Source organism: Lichenicoccus sp. (assembly GCF_965277665.1).
Taxonomy (GTDB): domain Bacteria; phylum Pseudomonadota; class Alphaproteobacteria; order Acetobacterales; family Acetobacteraceae; genus Lichenicoccus.
Genome location: NZ_OZ255835.1, coordinates 358,951 through 379,173, shown reverse-complemented (window position 1 = coordinate 379,173; position 20,223 = coordinate 358,951). Strand labels below are relative to the sequence as shown.

The window sequence follows — 20,223 nt, the reverse complement described above, 5'->3', positions numbered from 1 at the left end:
GAGAGGGTGAAAATCGAAACCGGGTGGCAGACGGCCAAGGCAGTTACCTCAAAGCCGGTTGAGAATGCGCTACGGCGAGTCAGAGGCGCCCTTTGGCGCCCCCCGGGGCGGCCTGTCGAGAACCGGAGCGGAGCGGCCGTCTGGCCGTGAGCACCGGAAGCGCAGACAGCCGCCTCGGATGACCGCCGTAGTAGCATTATCAACCGAGCTCTCAGTCGCCGCCCTGCTCCAGTTCTACGTTGAGGCCGAGCGACTTGAGCTCCTTGACGAGCACGTTGAAGCTCTCCGGGATGCCGGCCTCGAAGTCGTCCTGCTCGCGCACGATCGCCTCATAGACCTTGGTGCGGCCGGACACGTCGTCCGACTTCACCGTCAGCATTTCCTGCAGCGTGTAGGCGGCGCCATACGCCTCGAGCGCCCACACCTCCATCTCGCCGAAGCGCTGGCCACCGAACTGCGCCTTGCCGCCCAGCGGCTGCTGGGTGACCAGGCTGTACGGCCCGATCGACCGCGCATGGATCTTGTCGTCGACCAGATGGTGCAGCTTCAGCATGTAGATGTAGCCCACCGTCACCTTGCGCTCGAACGGCTCGCCCGAACGCCCGTCGGTGAGCTGAACCTGACCAGACGTGTCCAGCCCGGCCCGGGTCAGCATGTCCTCGATGTCGGACATGCGGGCACCATCGAACACCGGGGTCGCGATCGGCACGCCCTTGCGCAAATTATGCGCCAGCTCGACCAGCTGCTCGTTCGGCAGCGTGGCGATATCCTCGGCATAGACCTGCTCGCCATAGACCTCGCGCAGCGTGTCGAGCAGCTCCTGCTTGGCATGGCCGGTGCGCTGGTACTCGTCGACCAGCTCGCCGATACCGCGGCCGATATTGGCGCAGGCCCAGCCCAGATGCGTCTCCAGGATCTGTCCGACATTCATCCGCGACGGCACGCCGAGCGGGTTGAGCACAATGTCGACCGAGCTGCCATCCTCGAGGAACGGCATGTCCTCGACCGGCACCACGCGCGACACCACGCCCTTGTTGCCGTGCCGTCCGGCCATCTTGTCGCCCGGCTGCAGCTTGCGCTTCACCGCCACGAACACCTTGACCATCTTCATGACGCCGGGCGGCAGCTCGTCGCCGCGCTGCAGCTTCTCGACCTTGCTCTCGAAGCGCGCCTGGATGCGGCCGACGGCGGCATCGAACTCGCGCTTCAGCACCTCGATCTCGGCCACCGCCGCGTCGGCGGACAGCACGATGTTGCGCCACGCGCCGCGCGGATGCTCGGCCAGCAGCTCCTCGGTGATCTCGGTGCCGGACTTGATGCCCTTGAACCCGGCGCCCGCCTTCTGCCCGAGCAGACGCTCGCGCAGGCGGTTGTAGAAGCTGCGCTCCTGGATCGCGCGCTCGTCGTCGCGGTCCTTGGCCAGGCGCTCGATCTCGGCGCGCTCGATCGCCATCGCGCGCTCGTCCTTGTCGACGCCGCGGCGCGAGAACACCCGAACGTCGACGATCGTCCCGGTGGTGCCGGGCGGCAGCTTGAGCGAGGTGTCGCGCACGTCCGACGCCTTCTCGCCGAAGATGGCGCGGAGCAGCTTCTCCTCCGGCGTCATCGGGCTTTCACCCTTAGGGGTGACTTTTCCGACCAGGATGTCGCCCGGGTTCACCTCGGCGCCGACATAGACGATGCCGGCCTCGTCAAGGTTGCGCAGCGCCTCCTCGCCGACATTGGGGATGTCGCGGGTGATCTCCTCCTGGCCGAGCTTGGTGTCGCGCGCCATGACCTCGAACTCCTCGATATGGATCGAGGTGAAGACGTCGTCGCGCGCGATGCGCTCGGAGATGAGGATGCTGTCCTCGAAATTGTAGCCGTTCCAGGGCATGAACGCGACCAGCACGTTGCGCCCCAGCGCCAGCTCGCCGAGATCCGTCGACGGGCCGTCGGCGATGATGTCGCCGGCATGCACCTTATCACCGACGCGCACCAGCGGACGCTGGTTGATGCAGGTCGACTGGTTCGAGCGCATGTACTTGCGCAGCCGGTAGATATCGACGCCCTGGGTCGAGCCGCTCTCGTCGGTGGCCCGCACCACGATGCGCGCGCCGTCGATCTGGTCGATGGTCCCGGGACGGCGCGCGACGATGGTCGCACCCGAGTCGCGGGCGACCGCGGCCTCCATGCCGGTGCCGACCAGCGGCGCATCCGAGCGGATCAGCGGCACCGCCTGGCGCTGCATGTTCGAGCCCATCAGCGCCCGGTTGGCGTCGTCGTTCTCGAGGAACGGGATCAGGGCGGCCGCCACCGACACCAGCTGGCGCGGCGACACGTCGCAGGCGGTGACGTCCTCGGGCTTGACCAGCCGGAAATCGCCGCCGCGGCGCACCGAGACCAGCTCGTCGGTCAGGTTGCCGTCGGTGTCCTGCGCGCAGTCGGCCTGCGCCACCACCAGCTTCTCCTCCTCCATGGCGGAGAGATACTTCCAGCCGCTCTGCAGCGCGCCGTCCTTCACCAGGCGATACGGCGTCTCGATGAAGCCGTACTTGTTCACCTTGGCGTAGGTGGCGAGGCTGTTGATCAGGCCGATATTCGGCCCTTCCGGCGTCTCGATCGGGCAGATGCGGCCGTAATGCGTCGGATGCACGTCGCGCACCTCGAAGCCGGCGCGCTCGCGGGTCAGGCCCCCCGGGCCAAGTGCGGAGAGACGACGCTTGTGCGTCACCTCGGAGAGCGGGTTGGTCTGGTCCATGAACTGGCTGAGCTGCGACGAGCCGAAGAACTCGCGCACGGCCGCCGCCGCGGGCTTGGCGTTGATCAGGTCGTGCGGCATCACCGTGTCGATATCGACCGAGCCCATGCGCTCGCGGATCGCGCGCTCCATGCGCAGCAGGCCGACCCGGTACTGGTTCTCCATCAGCTCGCCGACCGAACGCACCCGCCGATTGCCGAGATTGTCGATGTCGTCGATGGTGCCGCGGCCGTCCTTGAGCTCGCACAGGATCTTGACGGTGCGCAGGATGTCGACCTTGCGCAGCACCCGGATGGTGTCTTCGGCGTCGACGCCGAGACGCATGTTCATCTTCACGCGACCGACGGCCGAAAGATCGTAACGATCGGCATCGAAGAACAGGCCGCGGAACAAAGCTTCCGCGGTGTCCGGGGTCGGCGGCTCGCCTGGGCGCATCACCCGGTAGATGTCGATCAGCGCATCGTCGCGCGAGGTGTTCTTGTCCACCGCCAGGGTGTTGCGTATCCACGGCCCGGTGCCGCTATCGACCGCCAGCGTCGGCAGCCGGCCGATGCCGAGCTCCTCGATCGCCGCCAGCCGCGGCTCGGTCAGCTCCTCGCCGGCCTCGGCGTAGAGCTCGCCGGTCGCCTCGTCGACGAGGTCGTACGCCACGTAGCGCCCCAGCAGGTCGGCGCGGCCGACCAGCACCTCACGGGTCCGTTCGGCGATCTTCTTCACCGCGCGCGCGGTCAGCTTCGCATCCGCATCGGCCACGACTTCACCCGTCTCGGCATCGACCAGCGGCTCCAGCAGCTTCATGCCGCGGAACGCATCGGGGTCGAACGGGCGCGCCCAGCCCTTGGCGCTGCGCACGAAGATCACCTGGCCGTAGAAGGTGCCGAGGATCTCGTCGGCATCCATGCCGCGTACGTCCAGCTGATCGACATCGCCGCCCTCGGCGATCTTGGCGGCGCGCGCCGCCTCGGAAGCGGCGCCCTCGAGCGCGTACAGCAGCGTGGTGACCGGCAGCTTGCGCTTCCGGTCGATGCGGACATAGACCATGTCCTTGCTGTCGAACTCGAAATCGAGCCAGGACCCGCGATACGGGATCACGCGGGCGGCGAACAGGAACTTGCCGGACGAGTGCGTCTTGCCCTTGTCGTGGTCGAAGAACACGCCGGGCGAGCGGTGCATCTGGCTGACGATGACGCGCTCGGTGCCGTTGATGATGAAGGTGCCGTTCTCCGTCATCAGCGGCATGTCGCCCATATAGACGGGCTGCTCCTTGATATCGCGGATCGAGCGGCTGCCGGTATCCTCGTCCACGTCCCATACGATGAGACGCAGGATCACCTTCAGCGGTGCCGCGAAGGTCATGCCGCGCTGGATGCATTCCTCGACGTCGTATTTCGGCTCCTCGAGCTCGTAATGCACGAACTCCAGACGGCCGCGGCCGGCGAAATCATTGATCGGGAACACCGAACGGAACACTTCCTGCAGCCCGGTCTGGGTGCGGCTGTCCGGCGCCACGTTCATCTGCAGGAAGCCCTCGTAGCTGGACCGCTGCACGTCGATCAGGTTCGGCATCGGCGCGACTTCGGGGATGCGCCCGAAGCTCTTGCGGATGCGCTTGCGCCCCGTGAACGACTTTGCCCCAGAAAACGCCCCAGCATTCCCGATAATTGCGTTCATCGCCTGCCCTGTCCTGCCCTGCTCGACCCGGGAACCGTCGCCGCGCGACCTGGGACACGCCGTCATCCGGCGCCCCGGCACTGCGGCCCGCTCCTGGGCGCCACCGAAATCGGTTGCAAAATCACCCTCTGTCCGTATCAGCATCCGGATGCCGCACGGCCAACGGGGCGGGCACCGAACCTCGGCACCCGCCCCCCATCGCGCTAGTCGCCGGCCCTTTGTCTCATCTGCAGAGACCGGCTCTTCTGCAGAAACCGGTTCTCCTGAGAAACCGGCTGCCTCTCCCGAGAAGCAGCAGGCGTGTCAGGATGCTTACTTGATCTCGACAGTGGCGCCCTGCTCTTCCAGCTGCTTCTTGAACTTGGCGGCGTCTTCCTTGTTGACGCCTTCCTTCACCGTCTTCGGCGCACCCTCGACCAGATCCTTGGCTTCCTTCAGCCCGAGGCCGGTGATGGTGCGGATCTCCTTGATGACGTTGATCTTCTTGTCACCGATGGTAGCGAGGATGACGGTGAATTCGGTCTGCTCCTCGACCGGAGCCGCAGCCGCGCCGCCGCCCGCCGGAGCGGCTGCCGCGGCAACCGGCGCCGCCGCGGACACGCCCCACTTCTCCTCGAGGAGCTTCGACAGCTCAGCCGCCTCGAGAACCGTCAGGGTGGACAGCTCGTCAACAAGTTTCGACAGATCGGCCATGATTGGTCTTCCTAATCTAGACACTGGTGGTTGGAAAGCAAGTCTGGGGTGGGTTCGAAGCAAGCCCGGTTCCCGAGCTCACCAAATCGTGTGCAACAGCCTAAGCTGCCTCGGCTTGCGCCTCGTCCTTCTTGGCGTAGGCGCCAAAGACCCGCGCGAGCTGCGCCGCCGGTGCCTGGAGCACGCCCGCGATACGCGTGGCCGGCGTGGCAATGAGGCCCACCAGCTGCGCGCGCAGGGTATCCAGGGATGGCAGCTCGGCCAGCGCCTTGATCCCGTCCGCATTCAGCGTCTGGGCTCCGAGCGCTCCACCGAGCACGACAAGCTTCTCGTTGGTCTTGGCGAACTCGACGGCCACCTTCGCCACCGCCACCGGGTCGGTCGCCCACGCGAGCGCGGTCGGTCCCTTCAGCAGCGGCGCGATGCCGTCGAACTTGGTCCCATCCAGGGCGAGGATGGCCAGCCGGTTCTTCGCGACCTTGAAGGTCGCACCCGCCTCGCGCATCCGGGCCCGCAGCTTCGTCACCTCCGCCACCGTCAACCCGTCATTGCGGGTGACGACGACCATCGACGTCTCTGCGAACACGGCGCCGAGAAGGGATACGAACTCCCGCTTCTCCGTACGGTCCAAATCCCGTCTCCGTCGTGGCCCACCGGATCAGACCGGCGGGCCGGGTTGCCCAAGGACCGTCACGCGCACCTTGCCCTCTTTTGCGAAGGGGGGCGCGCGCACGATCCGGTTCGCCTGTCCTGTTGCAGCCGGAACCACCAGTGCGTGGACCCGTGCCGGACCCTGTTCCTCCTTGAAGAGGGGGGCCCCGGCGCATGGCCGATCGCATCCGGATCTCCCGTCTTGCGCGCGCGGTGCCGGAAGGCACCATTACGGCCGAAGCCACGTGCGGTCTTGGACAGGTTCGGGAACGCCGGCCGAACCGCCGGCGCCCCTGCTCAGGCCCGTCCGGGAGGACGGGCTCGCATTGCGTCAGTCAGCCGGTGAACGAAGCCAGGTCCACCTTCACGCCCGGCCCCATCGTGGACGACAGCGCCACCCGCTGCAGATACACGCCCTTCGCACCCGTGGGCTTGGCCTTCTGGATCGCATCCACCAGCGCGCGGATGTTCTCGGCGAGCTTGGCCTCGTCGAACGAGGCCTTGCCGATGCCGGCATGGATGATCCCCGCCTTCTCGGCGCGGAACTCGACCTGGCCGGACTTGGCGGCGGTGACCGCGCCCTTCACGTCCATCGTGACCGTGCCGAGCTTCGGGTTCGGCATCAGGCCGCGTGGGCCGAGGATCTTACCCAGGCGGCCGACCAGGGCCATCATGTCAGGGGTGGCGATGCAGCGGTCGAAGCCGAGCTCGCCGGCCTGCACCTTCTCGGCGAGGTCGTCGGCGCCCACCACGTCGGCGCCGGCGGCGAGCGCCTCCTCGGCCTTCGCGCCGCGCGCGAACACGGCGACGCGCAGGGTCTTGCCGGTGCCGTTCGGCAGGCTCAACAGGCCGCGCACCATCTGGTCGGCATGACGCGGGTCGATGCCCAGGCCGAGCGAGATCTCGACGGTCTCGTCGAACTTGGCGGTGGCGTTGCCCTTCACCAGGCGGATGGCATCATCGAGGCCATACGCCTTGTTGTGGGTCAGCTTGGCGCGGGCGGCATGCAGGCGCTTGTCACGGGCCATGATCTCAGCCCTCCACGACGGTCAGGCCCATCGAGCGGGCCGAGCCTGCGAGCATGCGGATCGCACCGTCGACATCGTTGGCGTTCATGTCCTTCATCTTCTCGAGCGCGATCTCGCGCAGCTGCGCGGTTGTTACACGCCCTGCTGCGGCCCCCTTACCAACCGTCGGGCTGCCCTTGCTGATCTTGGCGGCCTTGAGCAGGAAATAGGTGTTCGGCGGCGTCTTGGTGATGAAGGTGAAGGTACGGTCGGCGAATGCGGTGATCACCACCGGGATCGGCATGCCGACCTCGAGGCCCTGCGTCAGCGCGTTGAATTCCTTGCAGAACGCCATGATGTTCAGGCCGCGCTGGCCGAGCGCCGGACCCACCGGCGGCGACGGGTTCGCCTTGCCGGCCGGGATCTGCAACTTGATGTAGCCGGTGATCTTCTTCGCCATATCCTTGGCTCCTTCCAGCCAGGACCGCGGTCCGTACGACCCTTAGCCGCCGCGCCGGAATGATCCGGTGTCGACAGGACAGGTCTCCCGCGTTCCATGAGAGGCGCGCTCCTAGCCTTCCCTCGGCCAGCTTGTCAAGACGACGCCCGCACGCTCTCCGCCAGTCAAGGCATCTCCCTCCGGATCATGTCTTGACCTCTAGAGATCACAAGATATATCGTAAGACATGTCATACAGAACAAACTCTATCCCCCACCACATCCAGCACTGGCTGTACGCAATCGGCCCGCATCGCGGCCGCGGCGGCTTCGGCCATCGCCGCGGCGGCGGCTTCATGGGCGGCGACGGCTTCCCCGGCCGCCGCAGGCTCGGCGCGTCGGAGCTGCAGCTGGTGCTGCTCGCCCTCCTCGCCGAGCAGCCGGCGCACGGCTACGAACTCATCCGCCTGCTCGAGGAGCGTTCCGGTGGCTTCTATGCGCCCAGCCCCGGCATGGTCTATCCGGCGCTGACCTATCTCGAGGAGATCGGCCACGCCGCGGTCGCGCCGGACGGCAACCGCAAGCTCTATTCCCTGACCGATCCGGGACGCGCGCATCTGGACGCCAACCGCGACCAGGCCACGCTGATCCTGCAGACGCTGGCGCGCATCGGCGGCCGCATGGCGCAGGTGCGCGAGGCCTTCGCCGGCGTCGAGGATTCGGACCCGCAGGCCGCCGACGAGCTGCACCAGGCGCGGCACGCCATCAAGCACGCGCTGATGCGCAAGCGCGGCTGCTCGCCGGAGGAGGCCCGCCGCATCGCCGGCATCCTGACCCGCGCCACCGCCGAAATCCTCGGCAAGGAGAGCTGAGCCGCACGGCGTTCGTCTTGCAGGGCCGGTCGTCTCTTCCCCTGGAATCAGTCTTCAGGCCGCCTGCGACGGGTGATTGATGGGGGATCGCGTTCGCGTTGCCGCTTGAGCACCTCGGCATCGGTCAGCCGGGCATCGTAGATTGAACGTGGCTCGATGGTGCGGGCGACAAGGGTCGCGATCGCGACGATGAGCAGTAGCGGCACGATGAAGGCGCGAGCATGGCCGGTCAGTTCCATCATCAGCACGATCGCCGAGAGCGGGCCTTGCGTGGTCGCCGCCAGCAGGGCGGCGGCACCAAGCACTGCGCACAACCCGGGTGCGGTCCCGGGCCAGATATGCGACCACGGGACGCCCAGCACACCGCCCAGCAATGCGCCGATCGCCAGAGTTGGGGTGAACAGGCCGCCTGGGGTGCCGCTGCCGAGACAGAGCAGTGTCGCGGCCGGCTTGAGAAGCAGCAGGGCTAGCAGCAACAACGGGGCGGCCTGATTGGTGAACGCCAGCTGCGCGATGTCACGGCCGTTCCCGAGCAACTGCGGAAAGGCAATGGACACCATCCCAAGCACGGTCAGGGCGACAGCCGGTGCCGCGAGACGCCATGGCCCTTGCGGCCGGTGACGGTCGGCCCAAGCAACCGCGCGGACATAGCCGACCGACACAACGGCGATGGCCGGACCGGCCAGCAGCGCCCATAGGACACTGCCGGCAGAGCCGGCATAGGACGGGATCTGGTAGGTCGGCGCGTCGGGCAGGAAGGCCCAGGACACCCCGGTCGCGATCAGCGAGGTCAGCAGTGCCGGCAGCACAAAGCGCAGCGCCAGCTCGCCACGCAGCACCTCCAGCGCGAACAGGGCGCCTCCGAGCGGCACGCCATACGCCGCCGCCATCCCGGCGCCGGCGCCGCAGGCGACCAGCAGCCGGCGCTGGTCGTCGGAGAGCCGCACCCGGTCCGACAGCACGTTCGCGACGACGGCACCCGCCTGCTTCGGCGCGCCCTCCCGGCCAAGCGATGCACCCATCCCAACGACAAGGATGGAGAGCACGGCGCTGCCGAGCGTGCGCAGCGCCGGAAGGCGTCCGGCGTGGAACCAGATCGCCGCGGTGATATCGATGCTGTTGGCCGCCGACAGCCTGACAAGCAGAAGCTGTCCCGCGCCGGTCAGCAGGCCGGCGCCGAGCAGTATGACGATGTGCTTCCAGGCGGCGGTCCGGGCCGCGGCGTCGAGCAGGTCGACCCCGTTCCCGGACCAGAGCGTGTGCTGGACCAGCTCCAACAGCTCCGTCAAGGCGGCGGCGCTCAGGCCGGTGCCGATCCCGGTCAGCAGGACGGCCATCCAGAAACCGGCGGCGTCGCGCCGCGCCAGGATTGGTGAGATCAAGGACGCGGGGATCCGGTTCGGTTGATAGAGGCGCCGAGCAGTCTGCGCATCTCCCCGGCAGGAGTCACTGCACGAAGCTTACATCATTCCGCAACAACTGTTTTTCCGAATTCAGAGCGAGAACAGGGCGGCGGTAGCCGGCATTTTTCTGCTCAAGGCGCAAAGCCATTCGTCAGCAACGGTGGTCCCTCTTGCCCGGCGGGAGGCGGTGCGTTGGTGATCTGGCCGCTATATCCCGAACAGGCGGAAAGCTGCAGGCACAACGCGATTGCGCTTGCCGCGCGCAGACAAAGACTGAAGCCGCGAACGTAAGCAGGCACTGTAACCCTCCTCCCCGAGCCTGGTGGTCCGATCCTGACGCTCGCTCCCCGAGCGGCAGGTTCAATTATGTAACTGCCTTCCGGCGCCGACGAGAGCAAACGTTAAAACAGCTCGATGTGTGTCTTGAACCCGATCAGCGCGGCGTTCGGAAGCTGTGCCTCGGCATTCGGGCGGATGAAGTATTGGAAGTCCGGTGCAAGCGTGACGCCACGAAAGACATGGATCTGATAGTCGACCTCGAGGTTGATCGCGTGGGTCTGGATACCCGCGGCATTCGGGACGCCGCCAAAGCTGCCCGTGATCGGTAATCCGAGCTCCTCCTCCTCTCCCTGGACTTTTCCGAGCTGTCCGGACACCGTCTGGTAGGCGAACAGCACGCCGATGGTGTCGAGCGGTCGCGCCTTCCAGAAGTCGCGATCGATACCAGCCAGGATGAACTGGTCCGCCCTCGTCGAATAGCGGACGTCGTTATGCACGTAGTCGCCGGTCACGATGATGCCATCGGTGGCGCCAGGTCCCTGCCGGACGAGCATCTGGTCGAACTGCGCCCAGGCTTGCGTGCCGCCCTTGCGCGACTGGACCGGCTGCGTCGGGAGTTCCCAGGTATCGTGACTGGTGTTCTCGTACATGGCGCCGAGCTTGTAGTGGCCCGGCAGCTTGTCCGGTCCGAAGGTCGGCTCGTAACCCGCCTCGATCGGGAACGCCTCGCCGTCGATGTGCGAGCTGTCGAGATGGAACCCGGACCGGTAGCCGTCCGTGGCACTGTAGGTGTTGTTCTCGGTGAAATAGATCCCAGACTGGATATATACCGGAGAAATCGGGCGGACACGCAGGCGGGTGAACCATTGCGCGTCCGGATATGAGGCATTTGCGTTATTGTCGGTCACGCCCTTCGGGTTCCCGCAGAGCGAGTTGTTCATGAAGTTGCAGTTCAGCGGATTGGAGTCGAAATCGTTCTCCATCGGCGCTCGCCCGGCCGCGATGTTGAACCGGCCGTGCGCCATGGTTTCTTCAGCATAGAAGAATACCAGGTGGACGGCGACATTGCCTCCGGCGCCATAGATCTCCTGGCTTTGATTGAACCCGTTATCGCCGAACAGATTTCCCGCCAGGCTGCCGTAGCGCCCGACCGCGATTGCATGCGTCTGCAAGCCCGGGATACCCGCGAGGATATTCCAGTCCTGGTCCCATTCGAGCGCATACTGACCCGCGTTCGTCGAGCCCTGATGAGGCCCGCTCACCACCCCGAGAAACTCGTTGGTGTTATCAAGCAGCAGAGCGGTTCCGTACTGCTGCAGGGTGGCATTCACCTCTGGCACGAGCGCTTCAGGTTTTGGCAGCGGAGGTGCTCCGAAATCCGCACCCGGCGTGATGTTTATCTTCGAGCTGGCGAAAGTCCCTGTGCCAGTATCAAGCTGAGCGAACGCCGGAACCGCGGCGAGGGACAGCATGGCGCTGCTTACTAGCAGGACCTGACCCTCTCGCCACCGGCCGCGAGTTTGAGACTTCAGCATCAACATATCCCCCCAGAGAGCCTATTGTTGCTTCTTCCTTTGGGCCGCGCTCCGCCGCTTGCGCCGACCGGCGCAGCACCGGACGATCAGGCCGAACCCTGACGTCGAGAGGTCGATTTAGTCCGTCTCGAAGCCGACAGATCAGTGCGTTGACCCGAAGTGTCCGTCACATGAACTCTTGTCGTCGTCAATTAAAATCCCTCTTAGGGAACGACTGCCTCTGCAGACACCGAGCGGCGAGGACACGGAACTTCATCACCAGCGAGCGGGGGCGGCACAAACTAAAAGCGATTTTAGTGATCGGTTACAATCGCAAGGCCGCGAACGACGTTATACTGATCACGCACGGAGACGTTGCCCCATCACCCCCGACAAGACAATGGCTTGCTTCGGCAGGCCACAGAATGCGGCGGGAGACGATGAAGTGGTTTACGATCTCGACGAGATTGCCAGACAATAAGAACAGCAGGTTGCCCGGCTACCGTTCGATGCTGTTGAGAAATCCACCAGCCTGAGCAACGCGTCGGCAAGCTTCGACGTCAAACTCAAATCTCAAAGCGGAGTATAGTATCATGCGTAACAGTAATGCCCTCATTGGCCGAGTTGCGGCCGCGTTTATGCTGATCGCCGGCGGGGCATCGATGCCTGCCGCGTCACACGCTCAGACCCTGGACCATGGGGTCGGCGAGCAACCGAGCCGGGATCTCTCGGTCCCGCCGGGCGCTCCTCGCATCAACCGCCTTGGCGCGATGCGCAAGGCCTACAGTCCGCGGGACCAGCATGCGCAGGCGAGCCAGACCCAGGGCGGCAGCCAGCCATCCACGGCAGGCCGGCCGCAATAGATCCCACAGCCCGCCTCGGGCACCTGAGATCAAGCAGTTGTCGTCGCCGGCGTCGTCGTAGTCTGAAAGTGGTGCCGTGCCATGAAGACCTTACTGGCGCTCGCAGCAACCATGTCGTTGAACGGACTGGCTGGTTGCGATGCCAGCTATCAGCCGCAAGAGATTTCCAGGTCGCGGCTGGAGGATGGAATGCCACCTCTTACAGGCGTTCTTCCGAACGGTGTCATGGCCGACTCCGCAACCAAATAAGGAGCCCGGTCAGACGGAGCTCTGGGCTCGCCGGGTGCAGGCTCCAGGTATGGGAAAGCTGGCGATGTCAGCCTGGCGTATGCACGTCGCCCGGCGAGCGCCCCGGGGTCAGCGGATTGAACGGCAGGGTCTGGTCGGGCGTCGGCAGCTCGTTCGTACTCCAGCCGCCGCCCAGCGCGCCGATCAGGTTCACCGCCGCCTGCAGCCGCGCGGTCTCGACCTGCACGGCGGCGATCTGCGCGGTGAGCGCATAGACCTGGCTCACGGTGACGTCGAGATAGTTGTCGAGGCCGCCGGTATAGAGTGCGAGCGTCATGTTCTGCGCCTTCACCGCCGACTGCACGGCGGCGATCTGCTGCGTGGACTGCGTCGCCAGGATATCAGTCAGCGACAACCCGTCCTCAACCTGCTGGAACGCGGTCAGCACGGTGGCGCGGTAGTTGTCCGCGGTCTGCGCGTACTGCGACCAGCTCCGCTGCAGCTCCGCGCGGCGCAGGCCGCCCTCGAACAAGGGCAGCACCGCGGAGGCGCCGACCGCCCACAGGCTGTTCGGCAGGCTGGCCAGCGACCAGCCATAATCCTCGAAGCCGGATTGCAGGCTGATGGTGACGTCCGGATAGAACGCCGCGCGCGCCACCCCGATCGAGGTGCTGGCCGACGCCATGCTGCGCTCGGCCTGGGCGATATCGGGGCGGCGCTGCAGCAGCGTCGACGGCACCCCCGCCGGGATCACCGGCACCGCGAGACGCGGCTCCGCGACCGGGCCGATGACGAAGCTGCTCGGGTTGGTGCCGGTCAGCACGGCGATCGCATGCTGCAGGGTGGCGCGGCTGGCCAGCGTCGCGGTGTCCTCGGCCTCGGCGGCGGACAGCTGGTTCTGCGCACGCGCCACATCCAGGCCGGAGGAGATCTTGCCGGCCAGACGCATCGCGGTGATGCCGACCGCGCGGCGATACAGTGCGATCGACTGGCTATAGACCCCATGCTGCGCATCCAGGCCGCGCAGCGCCATGTAGTCCGACGCCAGCTCGACCTCGAGGCTGAGCCGGGCGTTGGCGAGATCCGCCGCCGTTGCCTGCGCCTGTTGCTTGTAGAGCTTGGTTTCGTTGCGGATGCGGCTCCAGAAGTCCGGATCCCACGCCACCGTGGCGCCGATGGCGTTGGACGACTGCTCGTTCGCGCCGACGCTGCTGTTGCGGAACAGCCGGTGCTCGGACTGCTTGTTGTCGCTGGTCCCGGCCTGCGCGTTCAGCTGCGGATACAGCCCCGCGCGGGCCTCGCCGGCCAGGTCGCGCGCCTGGGTATAGGCCTCGTAGGCGGCTTGGAGGTTCGGGTTGTCGAGTTCGAGCTGGGCTTCCAGGGTGTCGAGCACCGGATCGCCGAAGGCCTGCCACCAGGGCCCGCGTGGCAGCTGGTCGAGCGGCCGCGCCACGGTGAACGGGCCGGAACCCTGGTAGCTCGCGGGCAGGATCGGATGCGGCGGCCGGTAGGCCGGCGCCAGGTCGCAGCCCGCGAGGTCGCAGCAGGTCAGCGCCGCCAGCCCGGTGAGGCAGGCGACCCGCGCCATTCCCTTCATCTGCCTCATTGATCGGGCGCGCCCCCGCGTGCGGCCTCGATGCGCTCGCGCTGCGCCGTACTCATGCGCGCGCTGCGCGACGTCGCCGGATCGGGCGTCGGCGGCGGAGCCTTCGGCGACGCCACCCCGGGCACCCCGGTCACCACATGCACATGCTGGCCTTCGAGCAGGCCTGCGGACGGATCGTTGATGAAGCGGTCGGTCGGCTTCAGCCCGGCCACCACCTGCACGGTCTGGCCGAGATTGAGGCCGAGCGTCACGTTCTGCAGATGCACGCTGCCGTCCGGCCGCACCAGCGCCACCTGCATGCCCTGGTCACGGAACAGCAGCGCCTGCTCGGGCACGATCAGGATGTCGGGGTCGGACGGGATGACGAAGCGGACGTCGGTGTAGGTGCCCGGCCAGATCAGATGGTCGGGATTGTCCACCGTGAGTTCGGTGACCACGGTGCGGGTCTGCGGGTTGAAGGCATTCGCGGTGGTCAGAAACGCGGCGCGGAAGCTGCGGCCCGGAAACTGCGACAGCGACAAGCTCGCGGTGAGTCCGGGCTTGAGCACCGCCGAATAATCCTGCGGCACCGAGACATAGATGCGCAGCTTGTGGATGTCCGACACGCTGAACAGCTCGCTCGAGCCGCCGGTCGAATGCAGGTCGCCGCCGGCCGCACTGACATAGCTGCCGACATCGGTGTTGCGCGCGGTGACCACGCCGTCGAACGGCGCCACCACCTTCTTGAAGGCTTCCATCGCCTGGTAGCGCGCCACCTCGTGCTGCGCCGCATCCACCTCGGCCTTCTGGGCCGTGGCGTTGGCGACCTGCACGTCGACTTCCTGCTGCGAGACGGCCTGGGTGCCGGCCAGGGCCGACCAGCGATGCGCGGTGACGCGGGCGAGGTTGTAGCGCGCCTGCGCCACCGCGAGGTTCGCCTTCGCGGTCTCGAACTGCTCGTCGAGGCTGGGCGCATCGATCGTCGCCAGCAGCGCGTTCTTCTGCACACTCGCGCCGTAGTCCTTGAACCACATCTGCACGTAGCCGGAGACCTGGGCGTAGATCGGCGCCGCATACCAGGCGTTGATCGTGCCGGGCAGGTCGAGCGTGCGCGAGGCGGGGCCCCTGGTGGCCGAGATGAGCTGCACGTCGTCGACGGCATTCTCGTCGGCCGAGCTGCGCAGGTCGGCGAGATGGCTGTGCCGGTCCCACAGACCCCAGGCCGCCAGGATGATCGCCAGGAACATGGCGACCAGGGCGATCAGGCCGATCCGGCTCTTCGGCTTGCGAGAGGAGCGGCCCTCAAATGGGCCCTGGCGAACCTGTTGCTGGATCGTCATGTGTGCAGCGCCCCTTCCGGGTGTACTTCTGTCTTCTCGCGGTCGGAAGCCTTTGCCTCACCCCGGTGCAGCAGCGCGAACACGCAGGGCACGAACAGCAGGGTCGCGAACGTCGCCACCAGCAGGCCGCCGATCACCGCCTTGCCGAGCGGCGCGTTCTGGGTGTTGCTGAACGACATCGGCAGCATGCCGATCATCATCGCCAGCGCCGTCATCAGCACCGGGCGGATGCGGCCGTAGCCGGCCTCGACCGCGGCGCGCACCGCGTCGCCGTGCTCGGCGAGGCGCTCGCGGGCGAACGCCACCACCAGGATCGAGTTCGCGGTGGCCGTACCCATGCACATGATCGCGCCGGTCAGCGCCGGCACCGACAGGGTGGTGTGGGTCAGGAACAGGCTCCAGACAATGCCGGCCAGCGCCGCCGGCAGGGCGGAGATGATGATGAACGGGTCCAGCCAGGACTGGAAGTTCACCACGATCACCAGATAGACCAGCAGGATCGACAGCGCGAGGCCCTCGATCAGCTGTACGTAGGCGGTGCCCATCGTGGTCGCCTGGCCGCGCAGATTGACGCTGGCGCCGTGCGGGACGCTGCCGTTCATCTGGCTCACCACCACGGCCACCGCATCGTTGACCGCGCCGAGATCGCGCGCCTGGTTGGTGGCGAAGATGTCGATCACCGGCAGGATGCTGTAGTGCGAGTTCAGCAGCGCGCTGCCGGTCTGGCTGATGTGGCTGAGGCCGCCCAGCAGCTGGGTGCCGTTGCCGCCCGGATCGCCGTCGCCCTTGTCGATCGGGATCGTCTCCAGGTCGTTCATGCTGGTGAGCTGGTTCTGCGGCGTCTGCGTGTTGACCAGGTGCGAGATGCCGTTGCTCGGATCGAGCCAGTAGGTCGGCGCGGTCTGGCCGCTGCCCGACAGGGTGGCCAGCGCATTGTTGGCGACATCCGCCTCGGTGAGGCCGGTGCCCAGCGCATAGGAGCGCGAGGAGGCGACCCGCACGGTGGGCTCGTTGAAGGCCTGCTGGATGTGCACGTCGGCGATGCCCGGGATCCGGCGCAGGCGTGCCACCATCTGGTTGGCGTAGGCGAGGTTGGCGTCGAGATTGCGGCCGGAGACCTGCACGTCGATCGGCGCCGGCAGGCCGAAATTCAGGATCTTGGCGGTGATGTCGCCGGGCAGGAAGGTGAACACGGTGCCCGGGAAGCGGGCCGGCAGCTGCCGGCGCAGCACGGCGCGATAGGCGTCCACCGGCGCCGCGTCGTTCCTGAGGCTGATGGTGATGTCGCAATCCTGCGGCCCGATGGTGCCGGTCGAGTTGTACGCCTCGTTGATGCCGCTGGCCGGCAGGCCGCAATTATCGACCAGGTTGCTGACCTTCCCGGGCAGCAACTCGCGCACCGACTTGTTCACCAGCACCGAGATCATCGAGGCGTCCTCGAGGCGGGTGCCGATCGGCGCGCGCATGTGCATGTCGATCTCGCCCGACCGGATGCTCGGGAAGAAGTCGCGGCCGAGCGACGGGATCAGCAGCAGCGAGGCCAGCGCCGCCCCCAGGAAGCCCAGGATGAAACGGCCGCGTATGGCGACGATGCCGGCGAGCACGCGCTGGTAGCCTTCGCGGAAACTGGTGAAGCGCCGCTCGAAGCCGCGGTGGAAGCGGGTGAACGGACCCGGGTTGGCGGACGGCCCCTTCGCGTGATTGGCGACCTGGGCGCGCAGCAGCCAGGCGGCCATCGTCGGCACCAGCGTGCGCGACAAGATGAAGGAGGCGATCATTGCGAAGATGATGGCCTCGGCCAGCGGCATGAACAGCCAGCCGCCGATGCCAGACAGCTGGAACAGCGGCAGCCAGACGATGCAGATGCACAAGGTGGCGACGAAGGTCGGCACCACGATCTGGTTCGCCGCCTCGATGATGCCCGGCTCCAGCTCGGCGCCGTGCTCGAGATGGGCGTCGATGTTCTCGATCATCACGGTGGCGTCGTCGACCAGGATGCCGACCGCGAGTGCCAGGCCGCCCAGCGTCATCACGTTGATGGTCTGGCCGAGCCACGACAGCGCCAGCACCGAGCACAGGATGGAGAGCGGGATCGAGGTCGCCACGATCAGCGTCGAGCGCCAGCTGCCGAGGAACAGCAGCACGGTCATGCCGGTCAGGAAGGCGGCGGTGACCATCTCCTGCACCACCTCGCGCACGCTGTCGCGCACGAAGCCCGAGGCGTCGTTCAGCGGCGTGATGGTGGTGCCCGGCGGCAGCGTCTTGAGGATGCCGGGCAGCATCGCCTTGATGCCGCTGACCACAGCGAGCGTGGAGGCGTCGCCGCTCTTGAGCACCTCGATCAGCACCGCCTGCTTGCCGTGCACCAGAACCGCGTTCTGCTGCGGCGGCGAGCCGCGATAGACGTGCGCCACGTCGCGCAGATAGATGACGGCATTGCCGACCTGCTTGATCGGCAGGTTGTTGAAGCTCTCCACCTTGAGCGGCGTCGAGTTGGTCTCGACCATGTAGTCGATGGCGCCGATCTTCTGGTCGCCGGCCGGCAGCACGACATTCTGGGTGGCGAGCGCGCGGCCCACATCGACCGCGGTCAGGCCATGCGCCAGCAGCTTGCGCTGGTCGAGGTCGATCTCGACATTCAGCGAGGCGCCACCATAGGGGGTGGGGATGGCCGCCCCCGGCACCGAGATCAGCTGCGGCCGGATCAGGTTCGACGCCATGTCGTAGACCTGCGACGAGGTCAGGCCGGGTGCGGAGACCTGCAGGTCCAGCACCGGCACCGAGGAGGCGTTGTACGACAGCACCTGCGGCGGGGTGATGCCGGCCGGCATCTGCTTGAGCACCGTCTGCGAGATCGAGGTGATCTGCGCCTGGGCGGCTGCGATGTCGGTGCCCGGCTGGAAGAAGATCTTGACGATGCCGCGGCCGTACAGCGACTGGCTTTCGATGTGCTCGATGTTTTCGACGGTCGCGGTCAGCGACCGCTCGTAATAGTAGATGACCCGTCCGGACATGTCCTGCGGCAGCAGGCCGGTATAGGTCCAGACCACGGCGACCACCGGGATCTTGATGTTGGGGAAGATGTCGGTCGGGGTCTTGAACACCGCGATGATCCCGAACAGCAGGATCAGGATGCTCATCACCACGAAGGTCAGCGGCCGCCGCAGGGCGACCACGACAATGGCATTCATCGGGCTGATTTCATGCGGTGATGTCGCTCTCGGGCAGGACGCGGATCGTGGCAGGCATGGGCTTTTTCCGACGCGGACGCCAGATAGCCGACGCCCCCCGGGCCGCCAATGAAATTAACTTTTAGGCGATGCCCGGCAGGCGGCGGCGGCGCCGGCGGTCACGCCACCGGCCGCCACGAGGCGCGGCCGGTAAAACCGATTGTATGAAACGGCGCTGGCGAATACTCCCGGCTGTGCCCGGATCCAATACTGATCGATACGCCACCGCATGAACCACAGTTCCGGCTGTCGGTGGATACTTCCGAACGCTTACCTGGCACACCACCATCAAGGGTGATGGGCCTCAGGGTGCCGCCAGCGTCACCTCGATCAGGCACCCCGGCCGCGGTGACGCCCCGGCGTCGGAGATGGCGATGCGGGCGCCATGCAGGTGGCCGATGGCTCCGACCAGGCTGAGGCCGAGACCGCTGCCGGCGATGTGGCGGCTCTTGTCGGAGCGGTAGAAGCGCCCGAGCACCGCCTCGCGCTCCGCGGGCGCGATGCCGGGCCCGGTATCGCCGACACGCAGCACCGCCTCGCCCGGGCGCGCCGACGCGCCGATTGCCACCCGGCCGCCTTCCGGCGTGAACTTGATGGCGTTGTCGATCAGGTTGGCGAGCAGCTCGATCAGCAGGTCGCGGTCGCCGGGCACGCGCACCGGCTCGCAGCCTTCCACCACCAGGGCGATCTGCCGCGCTTCCGCGATCGGCTCGTAGAGGTCGACTATGTCGGCCACGAGTTCGTCCAGCGCCACGCTGGTGAAGGCGGCGCGCCGGCGTCCGTTCTCGATCTCGCCGATGCGCAGCAGCGCGGTGATCACGGCGAAGCACTGGTCGAGATCGACGATGGCGCGATCGACCGCCTCGTTTAGGAGTTCGGCGCTGGCCGGCATCGGCTCGGCGCCGGGTGACGCGTTGCGCGCCCGCTCCAGCCGGGTGCGGACCCGGGCCAGCGGGGTGCGCAGGTCGTGCGCGATGTCGTCGCCGACGCCCTTGATCTCGTCGAGCAGGTGCTCGAGCCGATCCAGCATGCGATTCACGCTGCCGGCCAGGCGGTCGAGATCGTCGCGCTCGCGCCCGGCCGGCAGCCGCTCGTGCAGGTCGCCGGCCATGATCCGGTCGATGGCACGATGCATGATGCCCACCCGCAGCAGAGCGCGGTGGCTGAGCCAGGCGCCCCCGGCGACGGCCAGCACGACGGACGGCACCGCGCACAGCAGCAGTGCCCGCAGCACCACCTGGCGGACCTCCTCGAGGTCGCGCAAGCCGCGCGCCAGGACCAGGATATCGCCGTTGCGCAGCCGCAAGGCCTGCGCCCGCACGGCGCGCGGGCCCTGCCCGGTCGGATGCACGACGAGCTGGCGAACCGGGCCGTCCGGTTGCAGGCCCTCGGGCCATGTCGGCAGGTTGCCGTTGAGCACCCGGTGCTGCGCGTCGAACAGGCCGGCGCCGGCGATCAGCAGGTGCAGATCGTCCGAGGCCCGCATGCGAAGCTGCTGGTCGAGGACCGGACGGGTCTGCGCGGTGATCAGCGCCGCCTCGCGGGCCAGCAGCAGGTCGGTGCGCATGATCTGGTAGCTGGTCGTCTGCCAGAAGATCAGCGCCGACTGCAGCAGCAGCGCGGCCGCGAGGAACGCCGTCGCGCCGATCGAGAGCCGGAACGTGCCGGTGCTGAAGATCGAGCCGGCTGCACGAGGCCGCTGCACCTGA

At 67.0% G+C, this 20,223-nt stretch carries 12 protein-coding genes; 1 reads left to right on the top strand and 11 read right to left on the bottom strand.

The genetic code is table 11. The features are described from left to right. Positions 1-211: 211 nt before the first annotated feature. The 5 genes from rpoB to rplK form a co-directional block, all read right to left on the bottom strand. Positions 212-4,411, bottom strand: a complete 4,200-nt coding sequence (gene rpoB, locus ACQY4O_RS01705) for a DNA-directed RNA polymerase subunit beta (protein WP_428374521.1) — start codon at positions 4,409-4,411, stop codon at positions 212-214. A gap of 312 nt (positions 4,412-4,723) precedes the next feature. Beyond that, positions 4,724-5,104 carry a 50S ribosomal protein L7/L12 gene (rplL, locus tag ACQY4O_RS01700; RefSeq protein ID WP_428374520.1) on the bottom strand — a complete coding sequence of 127 codons (381 nt, stop codon included), beginning with the start codon at positions 5,102-5,104 and terminating at the stop codon, positions 4,724-4,726. Positions 5,105-5,204: 100 nt separating this feature from the next. Beyond that, the gene (gene rplJ, locus ACQY4O_RS01695; protein WP_428374519.1) at positions 5,205-5,735 is read right to left on the bottom strand and encodes a 50S ribosomal protein L10; all 531 of its coding nucleotides are present in this window, start codon (positions 5,733-5,735) and stop codon (positions 5,205-5,207) included. A 355-nt stretch (positions 5,736-6,090) separates the two neighbouring features. After that, a complete protein-coding gene (gene rplA / locus ACQY4O_RS01690; RefSeq protein WP_428374518.1) occupies positions 6,091-6,783 on the bottom strand; it encodes a 50S ribosomal protein L1 in 693 nt (230 codons plus the stop codon). Between the two features lie 4 nt (positions 6,784-6,787). Then, positions 6,788-7,222, bottom strand: a complete 435-nt coding sequence (gene rplK / locus ACQY4O_RS01685; RefSeq protein ID WP_428374517.1) for a 50S ribosomal protein L11 — start codon at positions 7,220-7,222, stop codon at positions 6,788-6,790. 226 nt (positions 7,223-7,448) lie between these two features. Here rplK and ACQY4O_RS01680 point away from each other — a divergent pair, with 226 nt between their 5' ends. Beyond that, positions 7,449-8,072: a PadR family transcriptional regulator gene (locus tag ACQY4O_RS01680; RefSeq protein WP_428374516.1), complete on the top strand. Its 624-nt coding sequence runs from the start codon at positions 7,449-7,451 to the stop codon at positions 8,070-8,072. Between the two features lie 47 nt (positions 8,073-8,119). Here the strand turns inward: ACQY4O_RS01680 and ACQY4O_RS01675 are convergent, their stop codons facing one another. From ACQY4O_RS01675 to ACQY4O_RS01650, 6 genes are all read right to left on the bottom strand, one after another. Beyond that, on the bottom strand, positions 8,120-9,454 hold the full coding sequence (locus ACQY4O_RS01675; protein WP_428374515.1) for a chloride channel protein: 1,335 nt from the start codon (positions 9,452-9,454) through the stop codon (positions 8,120-8,122). Between the two features lie 422 nt (positions 9,455-9,876). Next, positions 9,877-11,226: a carbohydrate porin gene (locus ACQY4O_RS01670; RefSeq protein WP_428374514.1), complete on the bottom strand. Its 1,350-nt coding sequence runs from the start codon at positions 11,224-11,226 to the stop codon at positions 9,877-9,879. A gap of 1,221 nt (positions 11,227-12,447) precedes the next feature. Then, positions 12,448-13,956: an efflux transporter outer membrane subunit gene (locus ACQY4O_RS01665; protein WP_428374513.1), complete on the bottom strand. Its 1,509-nt coding sequence runs from the start codon at positions 13,954-13,956 to the stop codon at positions 12,448-12,450. A gap of 5 nt (positions 13,957-13,961) precedes the next feature. Then, entirely contained in the window at positions 13,962-15,284 is a 1,323-nt protein-coding gene (locus tag ACQY4O_RS01660; RefSeq protein WP_428374512.1) for an efflux RND transporter periplasmic adaptor subunit, read from the bottom strand. Beyond that, entirely contained in the window at positions 15,281-18,475 is a 3,195-nt protein-coding gene (locus tag ACQY4O_RS01655) for an efflux RND transporter permease subunit (protein WP_428374511.1), read from the bottom strand. Before ACQY4O_RS01655 ends, ACQY4O_RS01660 begins: the two co-directional genes overlap by 4 nt. 343 nt (positions 18,476-18,818) lie before the next feature. Further along, on the bottom strand, positions 18,819-20,219 hold the full coding sequence (locus ACQY4O_RS01650; RefSeq protein ID WP_428374510.1) for a sensor histidine kinase: 1,401 nt from the start codon (positions 20,217-20,219) through the stop codon (positions 18,819-18,821). Positions 20,220-20,223: the final 4 nt, after the last annotated feature.

Excerpts from the sequence above, each read along its gene's own strand:
- rpoB (WP_428374521.1), bottom strand. The coding sequence starts at position 4,411 with ATGAACGCAATTATCGGGAATGCTGGGGCGTTTTCTGGGGCAAAGTCG.
- rplL (WP_428374520.1), bottom strand. The coding sequence starts at position 5,104 with ATGGCCGATCTGTCGAAACTTGTTGACGAGCTGTCCACCCTGACGGTT.
- rplA (WP_428374518.1), bottom strand. The coding sequence starts at position 6,783 with ATGGCCCGTGACAAGCGCCTGCATGCCGCCCGCGCCAAGCTGACCCAC.
- rplK (WP_428374517.1), bottom strand. The coding sequence starts at position 7,222 with ATGGCGAAGAAGATCACCGGCTACATCAAGTTGCAGATCCCGGCCGGC.
- ACQY4O_RS01680 (WP_428374516.1), top strand. The coding sequence starts at position 7,449 with ATGTCATACAGAACAAACTCTATCCCCCACCACATCCAGCACTGGCTG.
- ACQY4O_RS01670 (WP_428374514.1), bottom strand. The coding sequence starts at position 11,226 with ATGCTGTCCCTCGCCGCGGTTCCGGCGTTCGCTCAGCTTGATACTGGC.
- ACQY4O_RS01665 (WP_428374513.1), bottom strand. The coding sequence starts at position 13,956 with ATGAAGGGAATGGCGCGGGTCGCCTGCCTCACCGGGCTGGCGGCGCTG.
- ACQY4O_RS01660 (WP_428374512.1), bottom strand. The coding sequence starts at position 15,284 with ATGACGATCCAGCAACAGGTTCGCCAGGGCCCATTTGAGGGCCGCTCC.
- ACQY4O_RS01655 (WP_428374511.1), bottom strand. The coding sequence starts at position 18,475 with ATGAATGCCATTGTCGTGGTCGCCCTGCGGCGGCCGCTGACCTTCGTG.